A 26,023-nucleotide genomic window follows, 5' to 3' on the forward strand; every position below is an offset into this window, starting at 1 on the left:
GTTCAGCCGCAGCAGGGCCGGCGCGGCGCGCCCGCGCGGATCGGGTTGGGGTTCCCGGCGCCATTGCGCGTATTCCACGGCAACACCGTAGGAAACCACGCCCATGCGCCATCTGATCCTGCTCGTCCTTCTCGCCAGCGGACCCTGCCTCGCCGACGACACCTTCATCGTCAACACGACCAGCGATGACGGTGCCGGTACGCTGCGCGCGGCGATCAACCAGATGCAGGCCAGCAACGGCACGCAGACGATCCGCTTCGTCCTGCCCGCGAATGCGCAGATCAACACGAGCACGCCGCTGCCGCCGCTGGTCGGACAAGGCATCGTGCTTGACGCCACGCAGGCGCCGGGCCTGGTCGTCAATGCACAGGGCTGGCCGCTGTTCCGCTTCCTCACCGGCGGCAGCTCGCAGACGATCCAGGTGCTCGGCCTGAACCTGCGCAATGGCTCGAGCGGCGAAGGTGGCGGCTGCATCGACGTGCGCTCGCAGGGTGCCCTGCTGGTGTTCGACTCGAGTTTCGATGGCTGCGTGAACTACGGTCCCGCGGCGACCGGCGCCGGCGGCGGTGCGATCCGCACCAACGGCAACCTGCGCCTGACCCGCTCGCGTTTCAGCAACAACCAGTCCAGTGACGGCGGCATCGTCAACCTCGCCAACGCCGGCGGCGCCGTGCGCGTCAACGGCGCAACCTCGGTACTGGTCGAGCGCACGCAATTCATCTCGAACAGGACCGTCGCCACGCCGGCCAGCGCGCAGTCCTGTATCGGCGGCACCGGCGCTGCGCTCTCGCTGGACCTGCCGGTGAATGCCTATGCCCTGCTCAGCGACGTGCAGTTCGTCGACAACGCGACGACCTGCTTGACCACCGGCTCGCGTCGGGCCGGAGCCGGCGGCGCCATGGCCGTCTTCGGCCAGGGCCCGTCCACCATCGTTGCCCTGGAACGTGCCTGGTTCGGCCAGAACGAGGCGCGCGAAGGCGGCGCGATCGGCGTCGAAAGCGCGCGCCTGGATGTCACCAATGGCACGTTCTTCGAGAATTCGGCACTCGCCAGCGGCGGGATCTACCTGTTGACCCGCACCGGCCGGCCGCCGACCACGGCCAACATCCGCAACAGTACCTTCGCGCGCGGCTCGGCCAACTTCGGCAACTCCGCCGCCTACCTGCAGGCACAGAACGGCGCGACCATCAGCGAGATCCGCAACACGGTGTTCGCGCCACCCCTGTCCGGCCCGGCCTGCACGCCGAGCACGATCGACGTGCAGGCCGGCGACGCGGTCTTCACCGGCTCGGCCTCGTGCTACTTCTACACGCCCGGCAACAACCTGATCTCATCCGAGTTCCCGAACAACGGCTTCGGCCTCGGCGAGGCCGTGCAAACCCACGGCTGGGTACCCGCGCTGGCCCTGCCGGCCGGCAGCGTGCTGATCGACAACGGCAGCAACACGAACTGCCCGGGCACCGACGCACGCGGCCTGCCGCGTCCGCTCAACGGTGGCCAGGCCACGCGCTGCGACGTCGGCGCGGTCGAGTACAACCCGGACCGGATCTTCGCCACCGGCTTCGAGCGCTGACCGGCCCACGTCAACATCGGTACCCGGAACGCTGCATGTCCGGGCCCATCCCGTGCCTCAGGCCATCCTCGCGAACGCCCGCACGACCAGACCCGGATCGTCGGTGAACACGGCATCGACGCCGGCGGCCGCCAGGGCCCGTGCTTCGGCCATCGCGCCCGGTTCGCAGCACGTGGAATCGTCGCCGCCACAGCGCAGGGCCGGCGGCAGGAAGGCGTTCTCGGGACGCAGCGTCCACGCGTGCACGGCGAGTCCGGCCGCGTGCGCGGCAGCGACGAGCGGCGTCGGCCCGCCCAGCGCACCGTTCGCGTCGAGCGGCACGACCATGCGCGACGGTGGCGCGAGCACCTTCGCGTAGCGGGCGATCGCGGCAAGCCCCGGTGGCGTCAGCATCGAGGCGTACGTATGCGCCATGTCGCCGGCGAGGCGCCGATCGGCCGGGACATCGGCCGGCGCGCCGACGAGCTGCACGAGGAACACGTTGGGCCAGGCGGCGATCCGCGCCGCGAGGCGTTGCAGATTGCCCACCTCGAACGACTGCACGCCGAGCGGCGCGCAGCGCAGGAATGCATGCCGCGCGATCGCATCGAGCAGGGCCTGCTCGGGATCGAGTCCACACGCATGGTGATGACTGGAATGCTTGATCTCCGGGATCAACCCGAGCGGCCGCGAGCGGCCGAGCGAGCGCCGTTCGACCAGTGCGACGATCGAGTCGAAGGTCGGAATCGCGTATTGGCCGTCGAAGGCGGTCGAGCGCAGCCGCGGCAGGCGTTCGCGCGCGCGCAGCGTGGCCAGTTCGGCCATGCTGAAATCCTCGACGAACCAGTCAGTCAGGATCTCACCATCGATCGTGCGCGTCGTGCGGCGCGCGGCGAAGCCGGGGTGCGCGGCGACGTCGGTGGTGTCGCCGAGCGCGTTGTCGTGGCGCGCGACGAGCACGCCGTCGCGGGTCATCACCAGATCCGGCTCGATGAAATCCGCGCCATCGTCGATGGCCTTGTCGTAGGCGACCAGGGTGTGCTCGGGACGCAGCGCACTGGCGCCCCGATGGGCGATGACCAGGGGCACGCTCATGGCGACTCCCGCCACAGGCACAGCCCTGTGGTCGATCCAGCGGGCCGTGGCAAGCGCGTGCGCGGGCACGGCGACCCGCGTCGGCGAATTTCAGCCGACCGGACGACCGGCACGCGCAAGGCCGGCGCCGATGGAGGACGATCCTTTGGCCTCCCTGCGACCCTTTCGCGCGACCGCGCATCCTTGCATGCCGTGACCAGCCCATTCCGCATCGATGTCCCCGATACCGTGCTCGCCCGCGCCCGGCGCGGCGACGTGCGGGCCTTCGAGCAGGTCTACCGCCTGTTCGAGCGCCCGGCCTGGACGCTCGCGCTGCGCCTGTGCGGCGACGCCGAGGATGCGCGTGAGGTCGTCCACGACGCCATGCTGCACCTGTTCCAGCGTATCGGCCAGTTCCGTGGCGAATCGCCGTTCTGGGGCTGGGTACGCCGGATCGTGGTCAACGAGGCGTTGATGCGCCTGCGCCGCGAGCGCGGCAAGGCGTTCGAGGATCTCGATGAGGGCAACGAGCCGGTCGACGACGGCAGCATGCCGTGGGCCTGCCTCGATCGCGGCCGGCTCGATGCTGCGCTGACGCGCCTGTCCGAAGCCGCGCGCAGCGTGATCTGGCTGTACCACGTGGAGGGCTATACGCACGCCGAAATCGCCGACATGACCGGCAAGTCGGTGAGCTTCTCGAAATCGCAGCTCGCGCGCGGCACCGCGCGGCTGCGCGAACTGCTCGGTGCCGGCGAGGTGGACATCCCATGCACATCCCCATTGGCGGCGACCGCATGAACGGTCGCGACGAGCTCGGCGAAGCCCTGCGCGCCCTGCCCCTGGCCACACCGGCCGGCGACCTGTGGCCAGCCCTCGAACGCTCGCTGGCGCCGAGGCGCCCGCGCTGGCACGTGCCGACCACCATCGCGGCTGCACTGCTGTTCGGCTTCGTAGGTGTGCGCCTGGGCCTGCACGAATCGGACGATGCGTCCAACCGGCCGGCAACCACGATCGCCGACGCGACACCGGTGAACAGCGAACTCGAACGCCTGCGCACACAGTCGCGTGAACTCGAACATTGGCTCGCCGCGCGCCCGGCGCAGACCGATCTCGGCGCATCGACCCTGATGGCCGCCGCCGAAGTCGAGGATCTGGTCGGCTTCGTCGACGTGCAGCTCTCGGCCGCACGCGACGACGGCGAAGCACTGCCACTGTGGCGCCAGCGCGTCGGCCTGCTCGAAGACCTCGTCCTGATCCGCAGCACAAACCAATTCGAAACCGCCGCACTCGCCGGCGACCCCGCCTTCATGCCGGTCTCGCTGTAGATCGCCCTGCACCAAGGAAATCCGACCATGAAACCGACTCTGCTCAGCCTGTCCCTGCTGCTCGCCCTGCCGCTCGCCCACGCGGCCGATGCGGAACCGCCCGCTCCCGTCGACCGTGCCGCCGCGCGCGCGGAGCTCGCCGAACTGCGCACGCAGATCGCGGAACTGTCGCGGCGCATGGCCGAGCTCTCGACCGAACTCGGCGACATCGGTCCGCGTGCCTACGCATTCCGCTACATCACCGACCCGGACCGCGCGGTGATCGGCGTCGTCCTCGCCGCGGAAAAACGCGGTGCACGCATCGAGGCGCTGACGCCGGACAGTCCGGCCGAGCGCGCCGGCCTGCGCAACGGCGACATCATCACTTCGATCGACGGCAAAGCGCTCGCCGGCAAGGACGAACACGCGAATCTCGCCGAGGCACGCGAACGCCTGGCCGGCCTCAAGGATGGCCAGGAAGTGCGCATCGCCTACGAGCGCGGCGGCAAGCCCGGCAAGGAACTGCGCATCACCGCGCAGCGCCGCACCGCGCAGAGCTGGCCGCGCCTGCTCGTTGACGAGGATGGCGTGACGCAGATCGAGATCAACCGCGAATTCCGTGAAAGCATTGCGCAGGCGCGTGATGAAATGGCACGGGCGCGGGTCGAGATGCGGCGCGCGCGATCCGATGCCAATCACGCCCGCGCGGACGCCAGCCTTGCCCGACTCGAAGTGCTGCGTGACATCCGCGCGGGCTGGAATCTCAACCTGAGCACGCTCAACCCCGGGCTCGGTCGCTACTTCGGCACCGACGAGGGCGTGCTCGTGTTGTCGGCCGACAGCGAAGCCTTCGCCGGCCTCGAAGCCGGCGACGTCATCCGCAAGGTCGACGGCCGGGCGGTTGCACGCCCGGAGGATGCCTTGCGTGCACTGCGCGACCAGCCGACCGGCAGCGAAGTCAGTCTCGACGTACTGCGTCAGCGCAAATCGCTCGCGGTGAAGGTCAAGGTGCCCGAGTACAAATCGATCTTCCGCATCGGTCGCAGCGCACCGCTGCCCCCCGAGCCGCCGCTGCCACCCGAGCCGCCGGTCGCGCCGCAGGCACCGGAACCGCCCGCAGCCCACCCGGACTCCGCCGAGCCTCTCTGAAACCGGGTCCTGCAGGAGTGTCCTTCCGGGCGGCTGTCGTGGGACTTCAGCCGCGATCCCTTGCGCTGCGCGAGCGACTTGAGTCGCTATGGCTACCGGGTTGCGGAGCGGCGCCGAAGTGCAAGGGATGCCCTGGTCAATCCCGCAATGGCGTCATGACATCCGCAAGGTTCGCTGCGGGCCCTGCGGATGTCACCCCGTCATTGGGAATCAAACGATTGGGGCGCCTCCACTCCGGCGCCTTGCCAGCCGCGCCCCTTTGCTATGATCCGGGCCAGCCTGTCGGTTCGCCCGACGCGGCGGATCCTGCACCCGCAGGTCGTTCCGCGCACGCCTGGTCGCCCCGCGATCACCACGTCGCGCAGTACGGGCCGGTCCGGCCTCCGCCCGTTGCCGCGGATCCGGCCGGGCGTCGATCGGGATGGGGCAATGGCCGGCAAGTTCCAGGAGATTCCTGGCTACGAGATGCTCAGCGAGCTCGGCGAGGGCGGCATGGCCACCGTCTATCTCGCCATTCAGCATTCTCTCGACCGCAAGGTTGCCATCAAGGTAATGCGCCGCGAGCTGCGCGTCTCGAACGGGCCGATGCCCGAGTTCGAGCGCCGCTTCCTGCTCGAAGGGCGCACGATGGCCAAGTTGCCCCATCGCAACATCGTCGCCGTCTACGACATCGTCACCCGTGACGACATCGCCTACATCTCGATGGAGTACCTCGAAGGCGGCACGCTGTCCGAGCGCATGCGCGAGGGCGTGTCACTGGGCGAAGCGATCGGCATCGTCGTGCAGCTCGCCAACGGTCTGGAGTTCGCCCATCGCAACGGCGTGATCCATCGCGATCTCAAGCCGTCCAATGTGATGTTCCGCGACCCGACGACGCCGGTGCTCACCGACTTCGGCATCGCCAAGCAGTCCGACGTGATGGCCTCGCGCATCACCCAGACCGGCCTGGTGCTGGGCACGCCCACCTACATGAGCCCCGAACAGGCCAGTGGCCGCGAGACCGACGGGCGCTCCGACCAGTACAGCCTCGGCATCCTGTTCTACGAGCTGCTCACCGGGCAGCCACCGTTCACCGGCGACAACCCGATGAACGTGCTGATGGGCCATGCCCTGCAGCCACCACCGCCGCTGCCGGCCGACCTCGCTCCGTTGCAGCCGGTATTCGACCGCATGCTGGCCAAGACACCGGCCGATCGCTTCAAGAACCTGCAGGACTTCACCCGCGCGTTGCGCACGATCGTGGTCGGCAACGACACCCTGGCGAAGAAGCTCGGCGACATCACCGCGTCGAGCACGTCCGAGCGCCTGCGCGCGCTCGGCTTCTCCGGCGAGCTGACCGGTGGCGACTCCGGCTTCGCCCTCGACCTGCTGCGCATGCCGCGTACCGACCCGTCGCTGCGCAATGCCACCTCCGGCGTGCAGCGTGCGCTGCGCCAGCGCCCGCGCCTGTTCGCAGCGATCGCCGCCGGGCTCGGCGCGCTGCTCATCGGTGGCGTGCTCTGGCTCGCATTCGCCCCGCGCCAGTTGAGCCAGGACGAGCAGGTCCTCGTGCGCACCCTGCTGCGCGAAGCCGACCGCTTCGTCGAAAGCGGCGCCCTGCTCGATCCTCCCGGCGAGAACGCCTTCGAGGACGTGCAGAAGGTGCTGCAGAAGGATCCGGCCAATGCACGCGCGCTAGAACTGCTGCAGCAGATCGGCGACAAGGTGCGCGCGCAGGCCGAGGCCGCGCTCGCCGCGGGCAACCTCGAAGACGCCGGTGAACGCGCCAACCAGGCCCTGCTCGTGGTGCCTGATGACGACGCCGTGCAGGCGCTGGTCAAGCGCATCGGCGACGAACAGGCCGCGCGCACCCGTGCGCAGCGCGTCACCGAATTGCTCGCCAAGGCCGACGAAGCGGAAAAGCGCGGACGCCGCAACGGCCCGGACGGCGCCTATGCCCTGCTACGCAATGCGCTGGCCCTTGCACCCGACAACGCCGGCGCACTGCAACGCCTCAAGGTGATCACCGACGCCGAATTCCGCCGTGTGCGCGACCTGCTCAAGCTCAACCGCGCCGACGAGGCCGCCCAGGCGCATGCCGCGCTCAAGGCCGATTTCGGCAGCGATGCGGCCTTCATCGCACTCGGCGAGGACATCGTGCGCGCGCAGGGCGAGGCGACCCGCACGCGCCAGGTCGCCGAACGACTGGCACGCGCGCAGGCCGCATTCGCCGCCGGCCGCATCAGCGAACCGCTTGGCGACAACGCCTTCGAACTCTACGAACAGGCACGCCAGCTCGACGAGAAGAGTGGTGCGGTCGCCGCGTTCCGCAAGACCCTCACCGATCGCCTCATCACCGACGCGCGTGCCGCGCGCGAGCGCGGCGACTTCGTCGCCACGCTCGATCGCGCCGAGCTGGCCCTGCGCATCGACCCCGCGCTCGCCGGCGCCAAGGCGATCCGCGACGATGCCGAAAGCAAGCTCGATGCGCGCCTGATCCGCATTGCCGGACTGCTCAACAACGCGCGTATCGCCATCACCGCCGGTCGCCCGCTGCCACCGGCACGCGACAACGCGCGCGACATCCTCGATGCCTTGCTGCGCGAAGACCCAGCCAATGCCGACGCGCGCACCCTGTACAGCGCCCTGCCGCAACTGACCGCCGAAGCAGTGCGCGCCGCGCTTGCGCGTGACGACCTCGATGCCGCGACCGCCCTGGCCACCGCCGGCACGGCCGCCTACGCGGACGATGCCGCGCTCGCATCACTGGCTGGCGACGTGCGCCAGCGCGTGCTGGCGCGCGATGCGACCCGCGCCCTGCAGGAGCGCGAGCAGCGCATCGCCGGCCTGCTGCAGCAGCGGCCACTGAGTGCCGACGACGCCGCCAATGTCGCCCGCGACATCCTTGCCCTGCGCGAAGCGCGCATCGCGTCTGCCGAGCGTTACGAACAGCAGCTCGCCGACGTGCTCGCCGACGACGTGCGCACGGCCAATGACGCGACCGTCGCCGATGCCAGCCTGGCGGCGATCCGCGCGACCACGGCCGCACTGGCCAATAGCCGCGTGCTCGCCGCGATCTATCCCGAGGCGGAGGCGCGCGTGGTCGCCTTGCAGAAACAGCGTGCCGAACAACTCGAGGCGCAGAAAGGCACCCTGGTCATCAACGCCATGCCGTGGGGCTATGTCGACCAGGTGCTCGACGCCGCGCGCAAACCGATCGAACTGCCGCAGGAGCGCAGCACCCCGCTGCAGCTGAACCTGCCGGCCGGCAGTTACTACGTTACCCTGCGCCACCCGAACTCGAACAAGACCGTCTCTGCCTTTGCACGCGTGCAGGCGCGCCAGCGCAGCCAGACCAGCGGCAGCTTCCCGAGTCTCGGCACCGACGAGTACCTGCGCAATGCGGGCTTCTGACTTCCTGCGCCCGCTGCTGGTGCTGGCCGCACTCTTCGCGGCGCCGGCGTTGGCCGACTGGAAGGACGATTACGCACGTGGCCTGGCTGCCGCACGCGAGGGGCGCTGGGCCGAAGTGAGCCGACTGATGCAGAGCGCGCTCGCCGGCAACGCGCAACCGGCCGCACGCCTGCGCCTGTACGGCCAGCGCTACGAGGTCTATGCACCGCAGCACTATCTGGGCCTCGCAGCCCTGCGCAGCGGCGACTGCGCGGGCGCGCTGCGCTGGTGGAACGACCCGGCCCACCGCAGCTTCGTCGCCGGCAACGCGGCCCTGGCCGGGGTCGAAGCCAGCGGACGCAGCGACTGCGGCAGCGCCATCGCCGCCGAAACGAAACCGCCCGCGACTCCGCCCGTGGCCGAGACGAAACCGCCGCTCGCGCAGACCCCACCCGCCAAGCCGCCAGGTACGCCGACGCGTCCCCCCGCCGAACCCACGCAACGGCCAGTCGTGCAGGCACCACCGGCCGAGTCGCCGAAACCTGTCGCGAACAGCGCAGGTGACATGCTGCGCCCGGCCATCGATGCCTATCTCGCCGGCCGCTACGCCGAAGTGCTGCGCCTGACCGCGAAACAGGATGCGAACGCGCGCATCGGCTGGCACCAGCAAACCCTGCGCGCCGCCTCGGCATGGCAACTCAGCCAGCTCGACGGCGCAGCCAGCGACTCGGCCACCACCGCACGCAACGCCGCCACCGCCGCACGCAAACTCGACCCCGCGCGCCGTCCCGACGCCGCGTTCTATCCGCCGCGCTTCCTGACGTTCTTCAGCGGTTCCTGAGCCGGCCTGGATTCCATTGCGGCCGGAGCCAGCCGTGGTATCAGGGCCTTGCGGGAGTCGCTTCCACCACGCAGCGATGCCCTCAGAGTCCAGCGAAAGCCAGCGCCTCGACCTCGTGCGCGTGGCAGGCGCCGACGGCATCGCCGTGTGCGCCGATCGCATCCTCGACCGCACGCAGGCGTGCCGGATCAAGGCGGCCGGTGCGTGTTTCGCCGCTGGCCTGCGAGAGCTGCCAGGCCTGCGCCGCGCATGGCCAGTTGCCCAGACGCACGTGCGCGTCGGCGAGCTGGAAATACGGCAGGTAATCGGTGAACCACATGCCATAGAGGCGCTTGTCGGCACGCGGTTCGGGGTTGAGCTCGACCGACTGGCTCAACTGCACGACCGCACGTCGCGCGTCGCCAGCCTGGAGCAGGGCGCGGCCGAACTCGAAATGGAAGTACCACGGCAAGGTGTTGCGTACACCATCCAGTCCACACTGCGCGAGCACCTTGCGGCGCAGGGCATCGACCGTCGATGCGGCCAGTTGGATCGACACCGATTCACTCACGCCCGCCTCGACGACCGTGGCCGAGGCAGTCGGCACGAACGTGACACACCCGGCCAGGGCGACCCCCAGGGACAACGACAGGGACTTCGACATCGGACACCTCGCGCAACCGGCGGCAACACCGCATGCGCACATCATACGCCTGCCACGAGCGGCGTCACCCTCCACGGAAATCGTGGGCAGTGCCATCGAGGATGCTCCGATCGCCCCCCGACGACCCCGAGCCACTGCTTTCCGATGACGGAGTGCGCCAAGTATCCCCAACCGAAATGACATGTTCGCGCGCCGAATGGCGTACTGCGCTCTGTGCGACCGCGATCGCAAGGAGGAACGCCGGACCAGCCGGCAACTTCGCTTGACACCGGTTCGACTTCGGTGCTGTGATCGTTTCGCCTTTGAATACCAATCACTTGCCATCATCCAAGCGCCGCCGGGCAGGTTCAGGGCGACGCATCCATCGGGGAGAGAACCATGTCAGTGTTCAAACGCACCGCGATGTACTGTGCCGTCGCCAGCCTGGGCTGGTCCGGTTTCGCTTGCGCCCAGGGCCAACCTCAGGACTGCTCGGAGTTCTTTCTCCTCTCGCTCACCGATCCCGCCTACGCGGCCTGCGCGCCCAACATCTCCGCAATCCCGTTTGACCTGCTGGCGCCCGGTGCGCGCGCACTCGGCCTCGGCGGTGCTTTCGCGGCGGTCGCCGACGATGCCACCGCGGCCGAAGCGAATCCGGCCGGCCAGACCATCCTCACCAGTCCGGAAGTCTCGGTGCACGTGCGCAACGCGGACTACAACGTGCGCTTCTTCGATCCAAACTCGATCGACGCCATTCCGCCGGCATCCTTCCCGGGCTATATGCCGGTCGGCGACGACCCGATCGGCCGCTTCAGGGACAGCAACACCAAGGTCTCGTTCCTGAGCTTCGTGTACCCGTTCGAGCGCTTCGTGGTATCGGCCTTCTATCAGAACTCCGGCGCCCTGCGCGCAACCAGTGAGATCGTCAACGTCGAATCGACGTTCCGCGACACCTACGTGGCCAGCAGCGGCATCGACGTCGAGGTCGAAGCCTTCGGCCTGTCCGGCGCGTTCCGCATCAATGACCTGTTCTCGATCGGCGCATCGATCAAGCACACCTCGCTCGACCTCCAGTCGTACTCGGTCTCCAGCGTGTTCGGGTTCCGCGACTACGACCTCGACTTCCCGCCCGGCGTGGTCAACCCCAACAACGACCAGATCACGCTCGGCAGCCGCGTCGTCGGCACCGATCACGACCTGACCTGGAACCTCGGCCTGCTGGTCAACCCGAACGGCAAGTTCTCGGGCGGCGTTGTCTACAAGTCGGGCGGCGACTACCGCGTGGTCAATCAGCTCTACGTCATCGACCGCTCGACCTGCCCGGCCGATTTCTGCAGCTTCGATTTCTACGGCGACGGCAGCCGCAAACAAACCATCCGCCTGCCGGACGTGCTCTCTTTCGGCGTCGCCTGGCGCCCGACCGACACCTGGCTGGTATCCGCGCAGCTTGATCGCGTCGACTACGGCAGGCTGCCGGACGGCTCGCCGACAGGCTTCCTGTTCGGCAGCACCACCGGCAATGCGATCGACATCGACCCGCTCGGCAAGGAAACGGTCTTCCATCTCGGCGCCGAGAAGACCTTCCTGTTCGATGCGCCGGTGATGGGCATGAAGCTGCTCTCGGTCCGTCTCGGCGGCTTCACCGATCCCGACCACGACGGCTACCGCGCGCTCAAGACCCGCGACACCCACTACACCTTCGGTCTCGGCACGGTGTTCGGCGAGAAACTCCAGGTCGACCTCGGCGGCGAATTCTCGGACCGCGTCGATGCCGTCGTCGCCTCGGCCGTGTACCATTTCTGATCCACCGCACCCGCTTTACCGAATCGAAGCCCGGCCCTGCGCCGGGCTTCGTCGTCTGGGTATGCGAGCAGACGTCCGCTGCACAAACACCATACAGACCTTGCACGATCCGTAGGAAACGGCTTTAGCCGTGATGCTTTTCTTTGTGGGGTTGTACAGACAGGGCATCACGGCTGAAGCCGTTTCCTACGCCGCCCGCCCCAACCCTGCCCCGGCACGCCGCGCCAGCGCCTGTTCGACGACCTCCCAACCCGCATCGGCACGGTGCGCCTGCTCGCTCAGATGGCGCCGCCACGCGCGCGCGCCGGGCAGGCCCTGGAACAAGCCAAGGATGTGTCGGGTGATGTGCTGCAGGCGCTCGCCGTGGGCGAGATGCGTCTCGACGTAGGGCCGCAATCGCGCAATCACGTCGTCGCGAGCCGGCAACGGCACGCCGAACAATGCGTACTCGAGTTCGGCGAGGCGATACGGCTCATGATAGGCGGTGCGGCCGAGCATCACCCCATCGACCCGTTGCAGTTCATCCACGCAATCGTCGACGCGAGCGAGCCCTCCGTTCAGCACGATCGTCAGTTCCGGCAGGCGCTGCTTCAGGCGATGCACGCGTGCGTAGTCGAGCGGCGGGATGTCGCGGTTCTCCTTCGGCGACAGACCCTGCAACCAGGCCTTGCGCGCATGCACGATGAATACCGCGCAGCCGGCCGCGCGCACCGTGTCGATGAAGCGGTCGAGATCGGCTTCAGCGTCCTGGTCATCAACACCGATGCGACACTTCACCGTGACCGGAATCGACACTGCATCGCGCATCCTGGAGAAACATTCGGCCACGAGTTCCGGCTCGCGCATCAGACAGGCGCCGAAGCGACCGGATTGCACGCGATCCGACGGGCAGCCCACGTTGAGATTGATTTCGTCGTAACCGAAACCCTCACCGATGCGCGCCGCCTCGGCCAGCTCGGCCGGCTCGGAGCCACCCAGCTGCAAGGCCAGCGGATGCTCGCTCGGATCAAACCCGAGCAGGCGCACGCGATCCCCATGGATCACCGCCGGCGCGGTGACCATCTCCGTGTACAGCAAGGCATGCGGCGCCAGCAGCCGATGGAAGACACGGCAGTGGCGATCGGTCCAGTCCATCATCGGGGCGACGGAGAGGATTCTTTGCTCGGGGGTCAATGGATTTCCAGGCGTGCGCGGATCGGGCGCAGGCCATGCTATGCGAGCAGGCCAGCCTGCGCCACGTACCGACGCGCTACCTGACCACCTTGCCGTTGATCAGTGGGTAGTACAGCGAGAGGTTCGGGTCGGTCACGTCGATTTCGAGCAGGCTGGTGTCCCAGTGGTCGACGGTCAGTTCCCAGCGACGCTTTTCACCGGCGACATAGGCTTCCGTGTCGGGGAAGAGCTTCTTGATGAGCTCGCCACGCGAGAGGCCGAGCGGCTTCGGATTGGCCGGCGAGACACTGATGATGACGAAATCATAGGGCGACCCGATCTGGTGGTTGCGCAGGGCGTAGACGGTGCTGCTGAGGGTGACACCGGCCTTGATCTGCGCCTCCATGATCGGGCGATGCCACTTCTGGTACAGCGCGAGCCATTCGTCGTGCTTGCCGGGCGGCACCTTGTAATAGCTCACGCCGACGCGCGGGCGATCGGGCAGGTCGCGGCCGGACAGGGCCTGGGCGAACACGTTCTGGATGGCGAAGGCGAACAGTGCGGTGGCGGCGAGCAGGGTGGTGCGGCGGTACTGGCGGATCATGTCGTTGTCCTCGGTGGTGGATGGGGCAGGTGCTCAGAGCTTCACGCTCAGGCCGACGAAGTACTGGCGGCCATAGATGTCGTAGGTGACGTTGTGGGTGGTGCCGGGTGTGTTGCCGACCTGTGGCGGCGCCTTGTCGAACAGGTTGTTGATGCCGGCATCGAGCACGAGGTGTTCGCCGAAGCGCCAGCGACCGAACAGGTCGTAGTAGCTGTGGGCGTCGACCGGCGGCGCGGTCGATGCCGGGTTGAGCACTTTCGACGAATGCTCCATCGAGCCGATGTAGCGCCAGCGCAGGCCGAGACTGCCGCGGCCGCGCGCATGGCGCAGGTGACTGACCGCCTTCCAGGTCGGCAGCGTGCCGACGTAACCGGCATGGTCGTAGGCCTTGCCGCCCTTGGTCGTGCGCACTTCGTAGCGGTCGACCCAGCCCAGCACCGTGCCGAGCGCCAGTTCGCCGTCGCCGATGGCGCGGCGCCAGTCGACCTGCACATCGATGCCGCTTGTTTCCAGACTGCCCATGTTGAAGGTCGGCTTGTCGATGTTGTCGATGCGACCGGTTTCCGGGTTGCGCCGGATCAGGCCGCAATGGAAGTTGTCGACCGCGAAGGTTGGATTGGAGCCATCCTGGTTGAAGCAGGACGCAAGCACCTGCGTGGCGGTGAGCGTGCCGATCACGTCCTCGACCCGGATGTCGTAGTAGTCGACCGCCAGCGACAGGTCGATGGTTTCGGGCGACCAGACCACGCCGACGGTGTAGGTGTCGGCACTTTCTGGGGCGAGGCCGGTGTTGCCGGCGCGCGTGGCCAGCGATTCGCGTTGCGTGTCGACATAGGTCGGCAGCAGTTCCGCAGGCACGCCATGCGCGATGCACAGGGCTTCCACAGCCGCCGCATTCGGGCCATTGCGCAAGGGGCTGGATGCGTCGCACTGGTCGCCCTGGCCGTTCGCGACCAGGCCGTAACCGTTGGATTCGGTTTCCGCGGCGACATACAACTCGCCGACGCTCGGCGCGCGCACCGCGCGCTGGTAGCCGCCGCGCACCCGCAGGCTCGACACCGGCGACCAGCTGAAGTCGATCTTGAAGGTGTCGACACCGCCGGATGGGTCGTAGTCGGAATGGCGCCAGGCCAGGCCGAGATCGAGCGCATGCGCAAACGGCTGGTCGTAGAGCAGCGGCAGCAGGGTCTCGACATAAGCCTCGCGCACGCGGGTGCTGCCGCGGCTCGGGCCCTTGGCCGGCACGCCGACGATGCCGCCCTGCTGGAGCAGGCGATCCGGCCGGAACGCGTAGTGGTTGCGGCGCCAGCCGAGGCCCGCGGCGAAGCGCACCTCACCCGCCGGCAGCGCGAACAGTTGGCCCTGCAGGTTGGCTTCCGCCACGTCCTGCTCGAAGCGCGTGTCGCTGACCGTGGCGGCGACCAGATAACGCCGGCATTCGTCCGAAAGAACGGAAAGGCCGAACGGGTTGTAACCGCCTTCGCAGAGGCTGGCGCCGCCGTCGGCGGCGTCGAGCAGCGTGCGCAGCGAGTCGATCACGACCGCGCCGTTGTTGACCTCGTGCGCACTCGTGCTGCCGCGGCTGAGGTAGACATCCCAGGATCCGTCGATCGCATCGACGTGCCCCTTCACGCCGGCGAGGAACTGCCAGATGTCGAAGTCGCGCTCGAAGGTGCGCGGTCCGGCTTCCTGGAAGCGCTTGTGCAAACGGAACGGCGCGTCGGGATTGCTGCGCGAGGCGAGGATCGTGCGCAGGTCGGCCGGAATGAACGGGTTCGTCAGCGGCACGTTGATGCCGGTGTTGCCGGCCTCGGCCGCCACGTAGCTGTGCAGGTCGGCCCAACTGAACTGGGCATAGCCTTCGATGCGGTCGCTGATGTCGTAGCGCACGCGCCCGAATGCGGTCTTGCGCTCGAGCGGCACCTGGATCAACGAGAACTGGTTGAGGTTGTTCAACTGCGTGCCGGTGTCGTGCAGCTGGCCTTCCGGCCCGCGCCAGTTGAACGGTCCGTTGTTGGCAAGGAACAGGCTGCCGTCGTCGTTGAAGCCGAGATAGGTCGTCGGCGTCACCGGCACACGGCCCGGAGCGGCGCCGTACTGGCCGAACACGAGATCCAGCGCCTCCTGTGTCGGCAGGTTCGCACCGAACTCGTAGGTGCCGGTCTGGATGCGAAAATCGGTGCCGCCGGGATGCCTGCGGAAAAACTCGCGCGCCATGAAGTCGACACCCTCGCGCTCGGCACCGGAGAAGCTCAGCACTGCATTGCCGCGCTCACTGGCGAAATGGCCGCCCATGGTCAGCGCGACGTCGTGCGTATCGCCGTCCCCTTCGGCGTAGCGGGCATGGCGTGTGTCGAGCTGGATGCCCTCGAAGCGGTCGTTGAGCAGCACGTTGACCACGCCGGCGATCGCATCCGAACCGTAGACCGCGGAAGCCCCACCGCTGATGATCTCGATGCCGGCGATCAGTGCGGTCGGAATCGCGTTGACGTCGACGATGTTGTCGGTCGTGGACGGTTGCAGGCGGCGACCATCGAGCAAGACGAGGTTGCGTTGCGCGCCGAGGCCGCGCAGGTTCAGCGTCGCCTGCCCGGTGCCGCCCCAACCGGCGTTCGCCTTGCTGGCGCCGAGGCCGAGTTGCGGCAAGGCGTTGAGCACATCTTCGACGGTGACGCGGCCGGTCGAGTCGATGACTTCCTTCGACACCGTGGTCAGCGGGCTGCTGCCAGCGTAGTCCATGCGCACGATGCGCGAGCCGGTGACGACGACGCCACCGAGCACGGTGGCCGCTTCGGTGGAATCGTCCACAGGCACGGACGCCCCGCTGCGTACATCGTCGGCAGCGGCTGCGGCATCGGCGGCGAACGCCGCAACCGCGCCGGCGGCACAGGCCGGCACCAGCACTCCCTGCGACAGCAGCAGCGCCAACATTCCGCCGTGCCATCCGCCGAATCGCGGACGCATCCCTTGGCGTCCACCGCGCGGGGCGGACGCATTCGATGTTCGCAACGACATGGTTCTCGCCTTGGTCAGGTCGGGGGCGACCGCCGCGGCAACCACTTGCGTCACCGTCAGCGGACGCCAGCGAATCTGCCACTCGCGCTGCGCTGCACAAAATGAGCAGAGGCAATATGTTCAGAGCGTGGCGCAAGGCAGGGCGAGGTTGTCGAAGTGCCGGCGGTGCGCAGGCGCAACCTGCTCCGTCGCCGTGCGCGCATGCGCGATGAACCATTCCGCCCTGCGCGACTCTGAACTGCACCCCGACCGGGGGACAACGAAAATCGGAGGAAACATGTTCCAGCGCAGATCCATCCTGGCAGGGTTCGGCCTCACCCTGTTTTCGATCGTCGCCTCGACGGCGATGGCGGCGCCGTCGAAGAGCAAGGCGCCACCGCCAGGGATCATCATGTACACGACCCAGACCTGCAGCTATTGCGTCAAGGCGCGCAACTACCTCAAGGCACGCAATCTGGCCTGGGACGAGCGCGACATCGAGCGTTCCGAGGCGGCACGCAAGGAATGGGCTGCGCTCGGCGGCAAGGGCACGCCGGTGATCGTCATCGACGGCAAGGCGTTGATGGGTTTCTCGCAAGCAGGCGTCGCTGCCGAACTGGCCAGGCACGGCCTGTAGCATCATGGGCGCCCGCTTCCGACGAATGGGACGCCCATGAGCTTTTGCCGTCTTGCCGGATACCTTGCTTCCCTCCTCGCGGCGTCGCTCGCACTGGCTGAATCGGCACCGCTGTCGACCCTTGCCGAGCAATCGGGCTTCGTGCGCACCGGCCGCTACGACGAAGTGATCCGCCTGTGCGCGGAGTTTGCGAAAACCTGGCCTGACTCGGTCCGCTGCGTCGAGTTCGGACGCACGCCGGAAGACCGGCCGATGCTCGCCCTCGTCGCCGGTGCGGCCGATGCACTGACGCCGGAAGCCGCGCGCGCGAAGCGCCGCCCCGTGCTGCTCGTGCAGGGCGGCATCCATGCCGGCGAAATCGACGGCAAGGATGCCGGTTTCCTCATCTTGCGCGAACTGTTCCAAGGCAGGCTCGCCAAGGGCGCGCTCGACAGGCTGACCCTCGTCTTCGTGCCGGTGTTCAACATCGACGGTCATGAGCGCTTCGGCGCGTGGAACCGGCCGAACCAGCGCGGCCCCGAGCAGATGGGCTGGCGCACGACGGCGCAGAACTTCAATCTCAACCGCGACTACATGAAGGCCGACGCGGTTGAGATGCAGGCGATGCTGAACCTGATCGGTGCCTGGGATCCGATTGTCTTCGCCGACCTGCATGTCACCGATGGTGCGCAGTTCGAGCACGACATCTCGATCACGATGGAGCCGGTGCACTCCGGCGACGCCGCGCTGCGCAAGGCGGGCCTGGCCCTGCGCACGGCCGTGCTCGAACGCCTGTCGAAGCGCGGCTCGCTGCCGCTGGCGTTCTATCCCTCGTTCGTCGACTACGACAACCCCGCCTCCGGCTTCGCCGACGGCGTCGCCCCGCCACGCTTCTCCACCGGCTACATGCCGCTGCGCAACCGCTTCGGCATCCTCGTCGAGACGCATTCCTGGAAGGACTATCCGACCCGCGTGCGAGCAACCCACGACACGATCCGTGCCCTCATCGAACTGGCGATGCAGGAAGGCGCGCGCTGGCGCCAGCTCGGCGCAGAGGCCGACGCGCGCGCGGCACGCCTCGCCGGCAAGCCGTTCGCGCTGGCCTACAAGGCCACCGACAAGGCGCGCACGATCGACTTCCGCGGCTATGCGTACACGCGCACGCCGTCGGCGATCTCCGGCACGCTGATGACGCGCTACGACGAAAACACACCGCAGGTGTGGAAGCTGCCGCTGCGCGACGATGTGCAGCCGTCGCTGGTCGTGGACGCCCCGCTCGGTGGCTATCTCGTACCGGCGGCGTGGGCCACACGCATCAGCGCACGCCTCGACCTGCACGGCATCGAGTACCGGCGTCTCGCGCAGGCATGGCCGGGCGCCGAAACGGAAACCTTTCGCGCCACCTCGAAGAAGTTTGGCGACGCGTCCTTCGAGGGCCGCCAGACACTCACCCTCGAGGGGCGATGGTCGGCCGCTGTCAACGACATCCCCGCTGGCGCGCTGTTCGTGCCGATCGCACAGGCGAAGTCGCGCCTTGTCGTCGCCCTGTTCGAACCGCAGGCACCCGACTCGTTCGTCGCCTGGGGCGACTTCAACACCGCCTTCGAGCAGAAGGAGTACATGGAAGCCTACGTCGCCGAAGACGTCGCCCGCGCCATGCTCGACAACGACGAAGCCCTGCGCGCCGAGTTCGTGCAACGGCTCGCCGAAGACCCGGCCTTCGCCGCCAGCCCGGACCAGCGCCTCGAGTTCTTCGCACGGCGGCATGCGTCGTGGGACGAGCGCCGCGACCTCTATCCGGTGATGCGCATCGACACGGTTCCGGGCCACCGTTGAGAAGCGGCCGTAGGAAGCGGCTTCAGCCGCGATGCTCCTTCTGTACAACCCCACAAAGAAACAACATCACGCCTGAAGGCGTTTCCTACAGCTCAACATTTTCCGGGAGGAAAGCATCGCCCGTGAACGGGCTACTACGGAAGCAATGGATATGGCAGTTCCTGCGACGGCAAACGCCCCGCTTGTGATCCGCCCGGCGATCCGCCCAATATCGCACCCATGAAGCGCCTCGTCCTATCCGCCACGCTGGCCTGCCTTGTCGCGGGCTGCGTGAAGACCACGCCGGATCTCCTCCTCGGCAGTCTCGAACGCGACCGCATCGCCGTGACCGCGGAAGCCGCGGAAACGATCCTGCGCATCGAGGTTGCCGAGGGCGACGAGGTAGAGGCTGGGGCGGCGATCCTGTCGCTCGACGCACGCCGTATCGAAGCCGAGCTCGCCGCCGCGCGGGCCGAGCGGCAACGTGCGGCGGCCGCCCTCGATGAACTGCGTCGCGGCACACGCGCGGAAACAATCGCCGCCGCGCGTGCGCAACTCGCCGGCAACGCGGCAACGCTCGACAACGCGCGCCGCGAACGCACGCGTATCGCCGAAATCCGTGCACGCGGCTTGGTCGCCCAGGCCGAACTCGACCGCGCCGACACCAGCCTGCGCAACGCCAGGGCGCAGGCCGATGCGGCACGCGCGCAACTGACCGAACTGCTCAACGGCACGCGCATCGAAGACATTGAACAGGCCGAAGCGATGCTGGCCGCGGCGAACGCGACGGTCACGCGCCTGGAACTGGTCCGCGCCCGCTACGACATCCGTGCACCACGCGCGGGCCGTGTCGATGCGCTGCCGTTCAAGCTCGGCGACCAGCCGCCGCCCGGCGCGGTGTTGGTCAGCCTGCTCGATGGCCCCGCATACGCGCGCGTCCACGTGCCGGCGAGCCGGCGTGCGCGGATCGACGTTGGCACGACCTGCCGCGTGCACGTCGAAGGCATCCCCGGCGCGTTCGATGCGCGCGTGCGCAGCCTGCGCGCCGATCCGGCATTCACGCCGTACTACGCGCTGACCGGCGACGACGCGAGTCGCCTCGCCTATCGCGCCGAGATCGTCCTGGACGAAGCCGATACCCGCCTCGCCGTCGGCCTGCCCGCACAGGCCGAGTGCGGCACGAGCACGCCCTGAAATGCACATGGGCACTTCCGTACCCGACGCCGCTGCCGAAACCGCGACGCCGTCCGGCACGCGCGCCGACGCGGTGATCGTCGCCCGTGGTCTGACCCGGCGTTTCGGCGCCTTCACTGCGGTCGATCACCTGGACCTCGACGTGCGCCGTGCCGAGGTCTATGGCTTCCTCGGACCGAACGGCTCCGGCAAGTCGACGACGATCCGCATGCTGTGCGGCCTGCTCGATGCCAGCGAGGGCACGGTCGAGGTGCTCGGTCGCGCCCTGCCGGCCGGCGCCGAGGCGGTCAAGCGCCGCATCGGCTACATGACGCAGAAGTTCTCGCTGTACGAAGACCTCAGCATCGCCGAGAACCTCGAGTTCCTGGCCGCCGTGCACGAACTGCGCGGTGCGGCGGCACGTCGGCGCATCGACGAACTCTGCGCGCGCTATCGCCTCGACGAGTTGCGCACACGTCTCGCCGGCACGCTGTCGGGTGGCCAGAAACAGCGCCTTGCCCTGGCCGGCGCGGTGCTGCACGAGCCGGAACTGCTGCTGCTCGACGAGCCGACCAGTGCAGTCGATCCGCAATCGCGGCGCGATTTCTGGGATGCATTGTTCGATCTCGCCGAGGCCGGCACGACCTTGCTCGTCTCGACCCACTACATGGACGAGGCGGAACGTTGCCATCGGCTCGCCATCCTCGATCGCGGCCGGCTCGTCGCCGACGGCACACCGCACGAATTGATGGCCGCCCTGCCCGGCGCGACGCTGCGCATCGAGTGCGCGCAACCGCGGCGCGTGCAGCAGCTCGTCCTGAACGATGCGCACGTGCTCGGCGCGGCGCAGATCGGCAGCGACCTGCGCGTGCTGACCAACCGTCGCGATGACGGCGCGGACTGGCTGCGCGGCGTGCTTGCCGCGGCCGGCGTCGAAGCAAGGGTCGAGCCGGCGCCGGCGAACCTCGAGGACGTGTTCGTCGCGGCGACGCGCGCGCGCGCCGGAGGCGATGCATGAACCTCGTGCGCCTGTTCGCCGTGGTGCGCAAGGAGCTGCGCCAGCTCGCCCGCGACCGCCTGACCTTTGCCATGATCGTCGGCATCCCGACCCTGCAGCTGCTGCTGTTCGGCTTCGCCATCAACCTCGACGTGCGCCACCTGCCGGCAGCCGTGCTCGACGAGGCGAATACCTGGCGCTCGCGCGAACTGGTCGCCGAACTGTCCTCGTCGCAGGTACTCGATTTTCGCCATCGCGTGGCCGTTCCGCAGCAGGTCGAGATGCTGATGCGGCGTGGCGAGATCAGCGCGGCGGTGGTCGTGCCGCGCGATTTCGAGCACCGCCTCGAACGCGGCGGCGAGCCGGCCTGGCAGGTCGTCGTCGATGGTTCCGACCAGTCCGTGCAGGCCGCCGCGCGCCAGCTCGCCGCGTTCCCGCTGGCTGCGCTCGACTTCGGCGGACCCGCAGCGCGCCCCGGCACGCGCGCCAGCGGCAGCGTCGAGGTCGTCAACTTCTACAACCCGGAGCGGCGTGCGCCGGTCAACACCGTGCCGGGCCTGATCGGCGTGATCCTGACCATGACCATGGTCGTGTTCACGGCGATGGCGATCGTGCGCGAACGCGAACGCGGCAACATGGAGATGCTGATTGCCACGCCGCTGTCGTCGGCCGAACTGATGCTCGGCAAGGTGTTGCCCTACGTCGGCATCGGCTTCGTGCAGGTGAGCCTGATCCTGCTGCTCGGCTTGATCGTGTTCGCCGTGCCGGTGCGCGGCTCGTTGGTCGCGGTGTACGCCGCCTCGCTGGCCTACATCGCCGCCACGCTCGCCCTGGGCATGCTGATCTCGACGCTCACGCGCACGCAGTTCCAGGCCATGCAGATGGCGTTCTTCCTGTTCCTGCCGCAGATCCTGCTGTCGGGTTTCATGTTCCCCTACGACGGCATGCCGCGTCCGGCGCAATGGCTGGCCGAGGTGTTCCCGCTGACCCATTTCCTGCGCCTGATCCGCGGCGTCATGCTGCGCGGAGCCGGCCTGGCTGAGCTGTGGCCCTCGCTGGCCGCGCTCGGCGCATTCGTCGTCATCGTGCTGTCGCTGGCCGTACTGCGTTTCCGCAAGCGCCTCGATTAGCTGTCGGTCGCAGGTCTTGCGCGTGGGAGCGCATCCCGCGCGCGATCTTTTCTCGGAATGGAAAAGCAATTGCGCACACGGTGCGCTCCCATACCCGGGATGAGCAGGACCCCCGGTCATCAAACCCCGCGACGATACCCCCCGCGTTGCACCTCCTGTCACCAACACCCGGGGGGATTGCCATGACCGCCTGCCACGCCACCACCTCGAACGACTGGAGCCTGCCGCGCACCGTGAGCCTGGCCGGTGCGGTCAGCGTGCACGTCTTTGCCATGCTGTTGCTGGCCATGCCGGCGATGCGTCCGACCACCGTCGCGGCGATCGCCGAGACCGTGCAGGTCATCTGGCACGAACCCGAACCCGAGCCGGTCGCGCAACCGCTGCCACCCGAGCCGAAGCCCCTGCCCGTGCCGAAGCGACCGGCGACGCCCGCGCCGGTCGTGATCGAGACGCCGCTGACGGAGATGTCGATACCGGCGCCCGTGGTCGAGCCGGCACCGCTGGTCGATGCGGTGGGCATCGAAGCGCCGGTGGCGGTCGATGCCGAGCCGGGACGCGGTGTCGACGTCAATCTCGACTACGCCTCGCGCACCGCGCTGGCCTATCCGAAGGCCTCGGCGCGCAATCACGAGCAGGGCACGGTGCTGCTGCGCGTGCACGTCGATGCCGAAGGCAGGCCGGTCAAGATCGAAATCGTGCGCAGCAGCGGCCACGACCGCCTCGACCGCGCTGCGCGCGACGGCGTGCGCGAATGGCGCTTCCGCCCGGTGCAGCGCAACGGCATTGCGGTACCGGCGTCGGGGCTGGTGCCGGTGGCGTTCAGCCTGGCGCAAGGCTGAGCCTTGTGCGGCCGGGCACCCTGTCCGGCCGCACACAACCGACTCGCGTCCTTCAGCGACGGGGGTGGAGCCGCTGCCGGTACTCCCCATGGCGTAAAACGGCGTGGAAAAGGATCATGGCCCGGACGATCAAGAGCGTCCCTCGTCCGGCCTGTCGGCCACCTTCTCCCCGCTCATGTGGGGAGAAGGGCCAGCAGCGCTGTCCCGCACGCGACCCTGGCCCTCGTTGTCCCAGTAGCCGAACAGGCGCCGCGCGACGAGCTTGTACAGGCGCTTGCCGCTGGCCTTCCAGGCGCCGGCTATCCACGAGCGCTTGGCCAGCACGCGGTGTTCGACCGGAGTCAGCGCCTCGGGGCAATAACTGCGCTTGTGCTTGAGCAGGTGGCGCAGGTCCTCGCGCGCGAGCAGGCGGAACAGGCTGCCGCGGCGTCGGCTGACCCAGGCGATCTGGAAATCGACGACGGCCGGCGAACCATCCGCGCGTTGCAGCCAGTTCGGCTCCTTGGCGAGGTCGTTGTGGGCGACGCCGCGCGCGCGCAGGCGCTTGAGCAGGGCGTGCGCGGCGCGGTAGTAGCGCGGATCGCGCGGCTGCGCGCGCTGCATCGGTGCACCGTCCATGTAGCTGCGTTCGAGCACACCGCGTTCCCAGACGATCAGTTGCGGCACGCCATCCAGCCCGGTCAGCGCACGCAACACGCGCGCCTCGCGTGCCGCCGCCGAGCGCGCGAACCAGCGCAGGCCGAAGCGCGCGGCGCGCGTATCGCGGCGGATGCGCCGGCCCGCACCGTCATCGACGATCTCGATGCGGCCGAGCGCGTCGGCCTTGAGCAGGATGGTTTCCATGCCGCGCATTATCGCGGCAGAAGCGTCTACCCGCGCTCGAAGCGCTCCAGCTCCTCGATCTGCGCGCGCGCCCGGCGCAGGCTGGCGCCGGTGACGGCGGCATCCATCACCCGCGCCAGGCGCGGACGAGCCGGATCGCGCGACCAGCGATGGAACCACGCGGTCGCCAGCAAGCCAGCCGCACCGAGGCCGAGGCCGATCCAGATCACGCCAGGAGCCTTCGCGTGCAAGTCGACACCACCGAGGCCGGCCAGCACGGCGAGCAAGGGCACCCACAGGAACCACCACGGCAGGCCGGCGACCATGCCGCTGATGATGTAGGTGCGGCGCAGCGCGGCGAGCTGCTTCTGGATGGCCACGACCGGAGCCGCATAGTCGATCTCGCGGATGCGCCGGATCGTCTCGCCGGCGAAAGCGACCGTGGCGATGCCATAGACCTGGACGATGATGCCGGCGATCAGTGCGGTCAGCGGCAAACCCTCCGGCAGCGCGTGCGCACGCATCCACAGCAAGGACGCGAACAGGATGAACGGCACGCCGAACAGCGCCTGAGCGACCTGCCCCCAGAACAGCGGGCGCAGGCTTGAACGCGTACGGTCGAGCTTCTTCTCGCGCAGCAGGCCAAGGTTGTTCGCGTCCTCGCGTTCGAGGCGGCGGTTGAGAGTCTGCCAGGCGGCCTTGAGGTCATCATTTTCCATGAGGGCTTCCATCGTTCGTTTCCGGGTGGGTGGGGGAATCAGAGTTGGGAATCAGAGTTCGTCGCGCAGGCGCTGCTTGAGGCGGCCGATGCGCGTAGACACGTTGGTTTCGCTCAGGCCGAGGATCTCGCCGATCTCGCGCTGGCTGCGTTCCTCGAGGTAGAGCACGAGCAGGGCGCGCTCGAGCGGCGGCTGGCGCGCGATGAAGGCTTCGAGCAGGCGCGCGTGCTCGGCCGCCTCGTGGTCGCTGCCGTGTTCGTCGGCGACGTCGTGCAGGCTTTCGTCGAAGGCTTCCTCGCCACGCCGCGAGCCGGCGGCGCGCACGAAGCTGATCGCAACATTGAGCGCGATGCGGTACATCCAGGTGCTGAAGCGCCGCTGCGGGTCGTAGCCGGGCCAGGCGCGCCAGAGCTGGGCGGCGATCTCCTGGGCGAGGTCGGCGCGGTCGTCCGCGTCGCGGCAGTACGCGTTGGCGACCTTGAACACGATCGCGCGATTGGCCTCGAACAGGTCGTCGAAGCTGTCGTGCCGCGTGTCACTCATGTCGATGGCCTGTTCCATTGCGGGGGTTCCGGCGAGGGTGAGGAGCCTGCGCGGCAGAAGTTCTTCTGCCGCGCAGGCTCCTCGTTGCCGACATGATTCGCGGCGCGGCGCGATTCCTCACACGTCCGTCGGCAACCTATAGACTGCGCGCCTGCCCGCTGCCTGCAAAGCGCATGACCGCCGACATCCTGCTCTACGTGCTGTCCGCCGCGCTGATCCTCATCGGCATCGCCGGCACGATCCTGCCGGCCCTGCCCGGCGTGCCGCTGGTGTTCGCCGGCATGCTGCTGGCCGCCTGGACCGGCGACTTCGCCGAGATCGGCTGGGCGACCCTGGTCCTGCTCGGCGTGCTGACCGCGATCGCCGTGGCCGTCGACTTCATCGCCGGCGTGCTCGGCGCGCAACGTGTCGGCGCCAGCCGCTGGGCCCTGTTCGGCGCCGCGGTCGGCACGATCGTCGGCCTGTTCTTCGGCATCCCGGGCCTGCTGCTCGGCCCCTTCGTCGGCGCCGCGGTCGGCGAACTCGTCGCCGGCAGCAACCTGCACCGCTCGACCATCGTCGGCATCGGCGCCTGGCTCGGCTTCCTGTTCGGCACGATCGCCAAGATCGGCCTGTGCTTCACGATGCTCGGCGTGTTCGTGTTTGCGCTGGTGTTTTGACCCATCGTGCCGGGAAGAAAGGCCGCGCCCATGGCGCGGCCTTTCCGACTCGCTTACGACTCGAAGCCGTGCTTGAAGATGAGGTCGTAGGCCGAACAATTCGCTGCGGTCGGGCCGTCGCACGGATCGGAGACCGGCAGGCCCACCATCGGGAATTCGTCACCATCGCAGGCTCGAAGCCGTCCATCAGGCCGCCTCCATCGGTATCGACAGATGGATAGGCATAGCCCAGGTGCTTGTTGC

The 26,023-nt window shown here is 68.4% G+C and carries 21 protein-coding genes and 1 pseudogene; 14 read left to right on the forward strand and 8 right to left on the reverse strand.

Features of this window, described 5'->3' with window-relative positions:
- Nucleotides 1–103: 103 nt before the first annotated feature.
- Nucleotides 104–1,573, forward strand: coding sequence for a choice-of-anchor Q domain-containing protein (locus tag KF907_RS01895; RefSeq protein ID WP_291217609.1), 1,470 nt, complete (start codon nucleotides 104–106; stop codon nucleotides 1,571–1,573).
- 57 nt (nucleotides 1,574–1,630) lie between these two features.
- Here KF907_RS01895 and KF907_RS01900 read toward each other — a convergent pair whose 3' ends face one another.
- Nucleotides 1,631–2,647 carry a glycerophosphodiester phosphodiesterase family protein gene (locus KF907_RS01900; RefSeq protein ID WP_291217611.1) on the reverse strand — a complete coding sequence of 339 codons (1,017 nt, stop codon included), beginning with the start codon at nucleotides 2,645–2,647 and terminating at the stop codon, nucleotides 1,631–1,633.
- Nucleotides 2,648–2,839: 192 nt separating this feature from the next.
- Here KF907_RS01900 and KF907_RS01905 point away from each other — a divergent pair, with 192 nt between their 5' ends.
- The 5 genes from KF907_RS01905 to KF907_RS01925 all read left to right on the forward strand — a co-directional run bounded on the left by KF907_RS01905 (nucleotide 2,840) and on the right by KF907_RS01925 (nucleotide 9,292).
- Entirely contained in the window at nucleotides 2,840–3,424 is a 585-nt protein-coding gene (locus tag KF907_RS01905; protein WP_291217612.1) for an RNA polymerase sigma factor, read from the forward strand.
- The gene (locus KF907_RS01910) at nucleotides 3,394–3,951 is read left to right on the forward strand and encodes a hypothetical protein (protein WP_291217614.1); all 558 of its coding nucleotides are present in this window, start codon (nucleotides 3,394–3,396) and stop codon (nucleotides 3,949–3,951) included. The genes KF907_RS01905 and KF907_RS01910 overlap by 31 nt, the downstream gene beginning before the upstream one ends.
- Before the next feature lie 27 nt (nucleotides 3,952–3,978).
- Entirely contained in the window at nucleotides 3,979–5,079 is a 1,101-nt protein-coding gene (locus KF907_RS01915; protein WP_291217616.1) for a PDZ domain-containing protein, read from the forward strand.
- A 429-nt stretch (nucleotides 5,080–5,508) separates the two neighbouring features.
- Nucleotides 5,509–8,472: a serine/threonine-protein kinase gene (locus KF907_RS01920; protein WP_291217619.1), complete on the forward strand. Its 2,964-nt coding sequence runs from the start codon at nucleotides 5,509–5,511 to the stop codon at nucleotides 8,470–8,472.
- Entirely contained in the window at nucleotides 8,459–9,292 is an 834-nt protein-coding gene (locus tag KF907_RS01925; RefSeq protein WP_291217621.1) for a hypothetical protein, read from the forward strand. The genes KF907_RS01920 and KF907_RS01925 overlap by 14 nt, the downstream gene beginning before the upstream one ends.
- An 82-nt stretch (nucleotides 9,293–9,374) precedes the next feature.
- Here KF907_RS01925 and KF907_RS01930 read toward each other — a convergent pair whose 3' ends face one another.
- Complete coding sequence (locus KF907_RS01930; RefSeq protein WP_291217623.1) at nucleotides 9,375–9,935, reverse strand: hypothetical protein; 561 nt, start codon at nucleotides 9,933–9,935, stop codon at nucleotides 9,375–9,377.
- 378 nt (nucleotides 9,936–10,313) lie between these two features.
- Between KF907_RS01930 and KF907_RS01935 the strand changes: the two genes are divergently transcribed.
- Nucleotides 10,314–11,717 (forward strand): OmpP1/FadL family transporter, encoded by a 1,404-nt coding sequence (locus tag KF907_RS01935; protein ID WP_291217626.1) that lies wholly within the window; start codon nucleotides 10,314–10,316, stop codon nucleotides 11,715–11,717.
- A gap of 186 nt (nucleotides 11,718–11,903) precedes the next feature.
- Here KF907_RS01935 and dusA read toward each other — a convergent pair whose 3' ends face one another.
- From dusA to KF907_RS01950, 3 genes are all read right to left on the reverse strand, one after another.
- On the reverse strand, nucleotides 11,904–12,890 hold the full coding sequence (gene dusA / locus KF907_RS01940) for a tRNA dihydrouridine(20/20a) synthase DusA (protein WP_291217628.1): 987 nt from the start codon (nucleotides 12,888–12,890) through the stop codon (nucleotides 11,904–11,906).
- Between the two features lie 76 nt (nucleotides 12,891–12,966).
- Nucleotides 12,967–13,473 (reverse strand): hypothetical protein, encoded by a 507-nt coding sequence (locus KF907_RS01945; RefSeq protein ID WP_291217630.1) that lies wholly within the window; start codon nucleotides 13,471–13,473, stop codon nucleotides 12,967–12,969.
- Between the two features lie 33 nt (nucleotides 13,474–13,506).
- The gene (locus KF907_RS01950) at nucleotides 13,507–16,404 is read right to left on the reverse strand and encodes a TonB-dependent receptor domain-containing protein (RefSeq protein WP_291217631.1); all 2,898 of its coding nucleotides are present in this window, start codon (nucleotides 16,402–16,404) and stop codon (nucleotides 13,507–13,509) included.
- 361 nt (nucleotides 16,405–16,765) lie between these two features.
- Here KF907_RS01950 and KF907_RS01955 point away from each other — a divergent pair, with 361 nt between their 5' ends.
- The 6 genes from KF907_RS01955 to KF907_RS01980 all read left to right on the forward strand — a co-directional run bounded on the left by KF907_RS01955 (nucleotide 16,766) and on the right by KF907_RS01980 (nucleotide 23,037).
- Nucleotides 16,766–17,104, forward strand: a complete 339-nt coding sequence (locus KF907_RS01955) for a glutaredoxin family protein (RefSeq protein ID WP_291217633.1) — start codon at nucleotides 16,766–16,768, stop codon at nucleotides 17,102–17,104.
- Between the two features lie 36 nt (nucleotides 17,105–17,140).
- Complete coding sequence (locus KF907_RS01960) at nucleotides 17,141–18,919, forward strand: M14 family metallopeptidase (protein ID WP_291217635.1); 1,779 nt, start codon at nucleotides 17,141–17,143, stop codon at nucleotides 18,917–18,919.
- A gap of 219 nt (nucleotides 18,920–19,138) precedes the next feature.
- Complete coding sequence (locus tag KF907_RS01965) at nucleotides 19,139–20,092, forward strand: HlyD family secretion protein (RefSeq protein ID WP_291217637.1); 954 nt, start codon at nucleotides 19,139–19,141, stop codon at nucleotides 20,090–20,092.
- Between the two features lie 76 nt (nucleotides 20,093–20,168).
- Nucleotides 20,169–21,089, forward strand: coding sequence for an ABC transporter ATP-binding protein (locus KF907_RS01970; protein WP_291220210.1), 921 nt, complete (start codon nucleotides 20,169–20,171; stop codon nucleotides 21,087–21,089).
- Complete coding sequence (locus tag KF907_RS01975; RefSeq protein ID WP_291217639.1) at nucleotides 21,086–22,198, forward strand: ABC transporter permease; 1,113 nt, start codon at nucleotides 21,086–21,088, stop codon at nucleotides 22,196–22,198. The genes KF907_RS01970 and KF907_RS01975 overlap by 4 nt, the downstream gene beginning before the upstream one ends.
- 182 nt (nucleotides 22,199–22,380) lie before the next feature.
- Nucleotides 22,381–23,037, forward strand: a complete 657-nt coding sequence (locus KF907_RS01980) for an energy transducer TonB (protein WP_291217641.1) — start codon at nucleotides 22,381–22,383, stop codon at nucleotides 23,035–23,037.
- A 213-nt stretch (nucleotides 23,038–23,250) separates the two neighbouring features.
- On the opposite strand, the pseudogene KF907_RS01985 reads toward KF907_RS01980, so the two are convergent.
- The 3 genes and pseudogenes from KF907_RS01985 to KF907_RS01995 all read right to left on the reverse strand — a co-directional run.
- Nucleotides 23,251–23,880 (reverse strand): annotated as a pseudogene (locus tag KF907_RS01985) (protein kinase family protein); the annotation flags it as partial.
- A 26-nt stretch (nucleotides 23,881–23,906) separates the two neighbouring features.
- The gene (locus tag KF907_RS01990; RefSeq protein ID WP_291217644.1) at nucleotides 23,907–24,578 is read right to left on the reverse strand and encodes a serine/threonine protein kinase; all 672 of its coding nucleotides are present in this window, start codon (nucleotides 24,576–24,578) and stop codon (nucleotides 23,907–23,909) included.
- A 51-nt stretch (nucleotides 24,579–24,629) separates the two neighbouring features.
- On the reverse strand, nucleotides 24,630–25,121 hold the full coding sequence (locus KF907_RS01995) for an RNA polymerase sigma factor (protein ID WP_291220212.1): 492 nt from the start codon (nucleotides 25,119–25,121) through the stop codon (nucleotides 24,630–24,632).
- Between the two features lie 173 nt (nucleotides 25,122–25,294).
- Here KF907_RS01995 and KF907_RS02000 point away from each other — a divergent pair, with 173 nt between their 5' ends.
- A complete protein-coding gene (locus KF907_RS02000; RefSeq protein WP_291217646.1) occupies nucleotides 25,295–25,780 on the forward strand; it encodes a DUF456 domain-containing protein in 486 nt (161 codons plus the stop codon).
- Nucleotides 25,781–26,023: the final 243 nt, after the last annotated feature.

Source organism: Dokdonella sp. (genome assembly GCF_019634775.1).
GTDB lineage: Bacteria > Pseudomonadota > Gammaproteobacteria > Xanthomonadales > Rhodanobacteraceae > Dokdonella.

What these genes read in the sequence shown, in the direction of transcription:
- KF907_RS01895 (WP_291217609.1), top strand. Translation starts at nt 104, where the DNA reads ATGCGCCATCTGATCCTGCTCGTCCTTCTCGCCAGCGGACCCTGCCTC.
- KF907_RS01900 (WP_291217611.1), bottom strand. Translation starts at nt 2,647, where the DNA reads ATGAGCGTGCCCCTGGTCATCGCCCATCGGGGCGCCAGTGCGCTGCGT.
- KF907_RS01910 (WP_291217614.1), top strand. Translation starts at nt 3,394, where the DNA reads ATGCACATCCCCATTGGCGGCGACCGCATGAACGGTCGCGACGAGCTC.
- KF907_RS01915 (WP_291217616.1), top strand. Translation starts at nt 3,979, where the DNA reads ATGAAACCGACTCTGCTCAGCCTGTCCCTGCTGCTCGCCCTGCCGCTC.
- KF907_RS01920 (WP_291217619.1), top strand. Translation starts at nt 5,509, where the DNA reads ATGGCCGGCAAGTTCCAGGAGATTCCTGGCTACGAGATGCTCAGCGAG.
- KF907_RS01925 (WP_291217621.1), top strand. Translation starts at nt 8,459, where the DNA reads ATGCGGGCTTCTGACTTCCTGCGCCCGCTGCTGGTGCTGGCCGCACTC.
- KF907_RS01930 (WP_291217623.1), bottom strand. Translation starts at nt 9,935, where the DNA reads ATGTCGAAGTCCCTGTCGTTGTCCCTGGGGGTCGCCCTGGCCGGGTGT.
- KF907_RS01935 (WP_291217626.1), top strand. Translation starts at nt 10,314, where the DNA reads ATGTCAGTGTTCAAACGCACCGCGATGTACTGTGCCGTCGCCAGCCTG.
- KF907_RS01945 (WP_291217630.1), bottom strand. Translation starts at nt 13,473, where the DNA reads ATGATCCGCCAGTACCGCCGCACCACCCTGCTCGCCGCCACCGCACTG.
- KF907_RS01950 (WP_291217631.1), bottom strand. Translation starts at nt 16,404, where the DNA reads ATGTTGGCGCTGCTGCTGTCGCAGGGAGTGCTGGTGCCGGCCTGTGCC.
- KF907_RS01955 (WP_291217633.1), top strand. Translation starts at nt 16,766, where the DNA reads ATGTTCCAGCGCAGATCCATCCTGGCAGGGTTCGGCCTCACCCTGTTT.
- KF907_RS01960 (WP_291217635.1), top strand. Translation starts at nt 17,141, where the DNA reads ATGAGCTTTTGCCGTCTTGCCGGATACCTTGCTTCCCTCCTCGCGGCG.
- KF907_RS01965 (WP_291217637.1), top strand. Translation starts at nt 19,139, where the DNA reads ATGAAGCGCCTCGTCCTATCCGCCACGCTGGCCTGCCTTGTCGCGGGC.
- KF907_RS01975 (WP_291217639.1), top strand. Translation starts at nt 21,086, where the DNA reads ATGAACCTCGTGCGCCTGTTCGCCGTGGTGCGCAAGGAGCTGCGCCAG.
- KF907_RS01980 (WP_291217641.1), top strand. Translation starts at nt 22,381, where the DNA reads ATGACCGCCTGCCACGCCACCACCTCGAACGACTGGAGCCTGCCGCGC.
- KF907_RS01990 (WP_291217644.1), bottom strand. Translation starts at nt 24,578, where the DNA reads ATGGAAAATGATGACCTCAAGGCCGCCTGGCAGACTCTCAACCGCCGC.
- KF907_RS01995 (WP_291220212.1), bottom strand. Translation starts at nt 25,121, where the DNA reads ATGAGTGACACGCGGCACGACAGCTTCGACGACCTGTTCGAGGCCAAT.
- KF907_RS02000 (WP_291217646.1), top strand. Translation starts at nt 25,295, where the DNA reads ATGACCGCCGACATCCTGCTCTACGTGCTGTCCGCCGCGCTGATCCTC.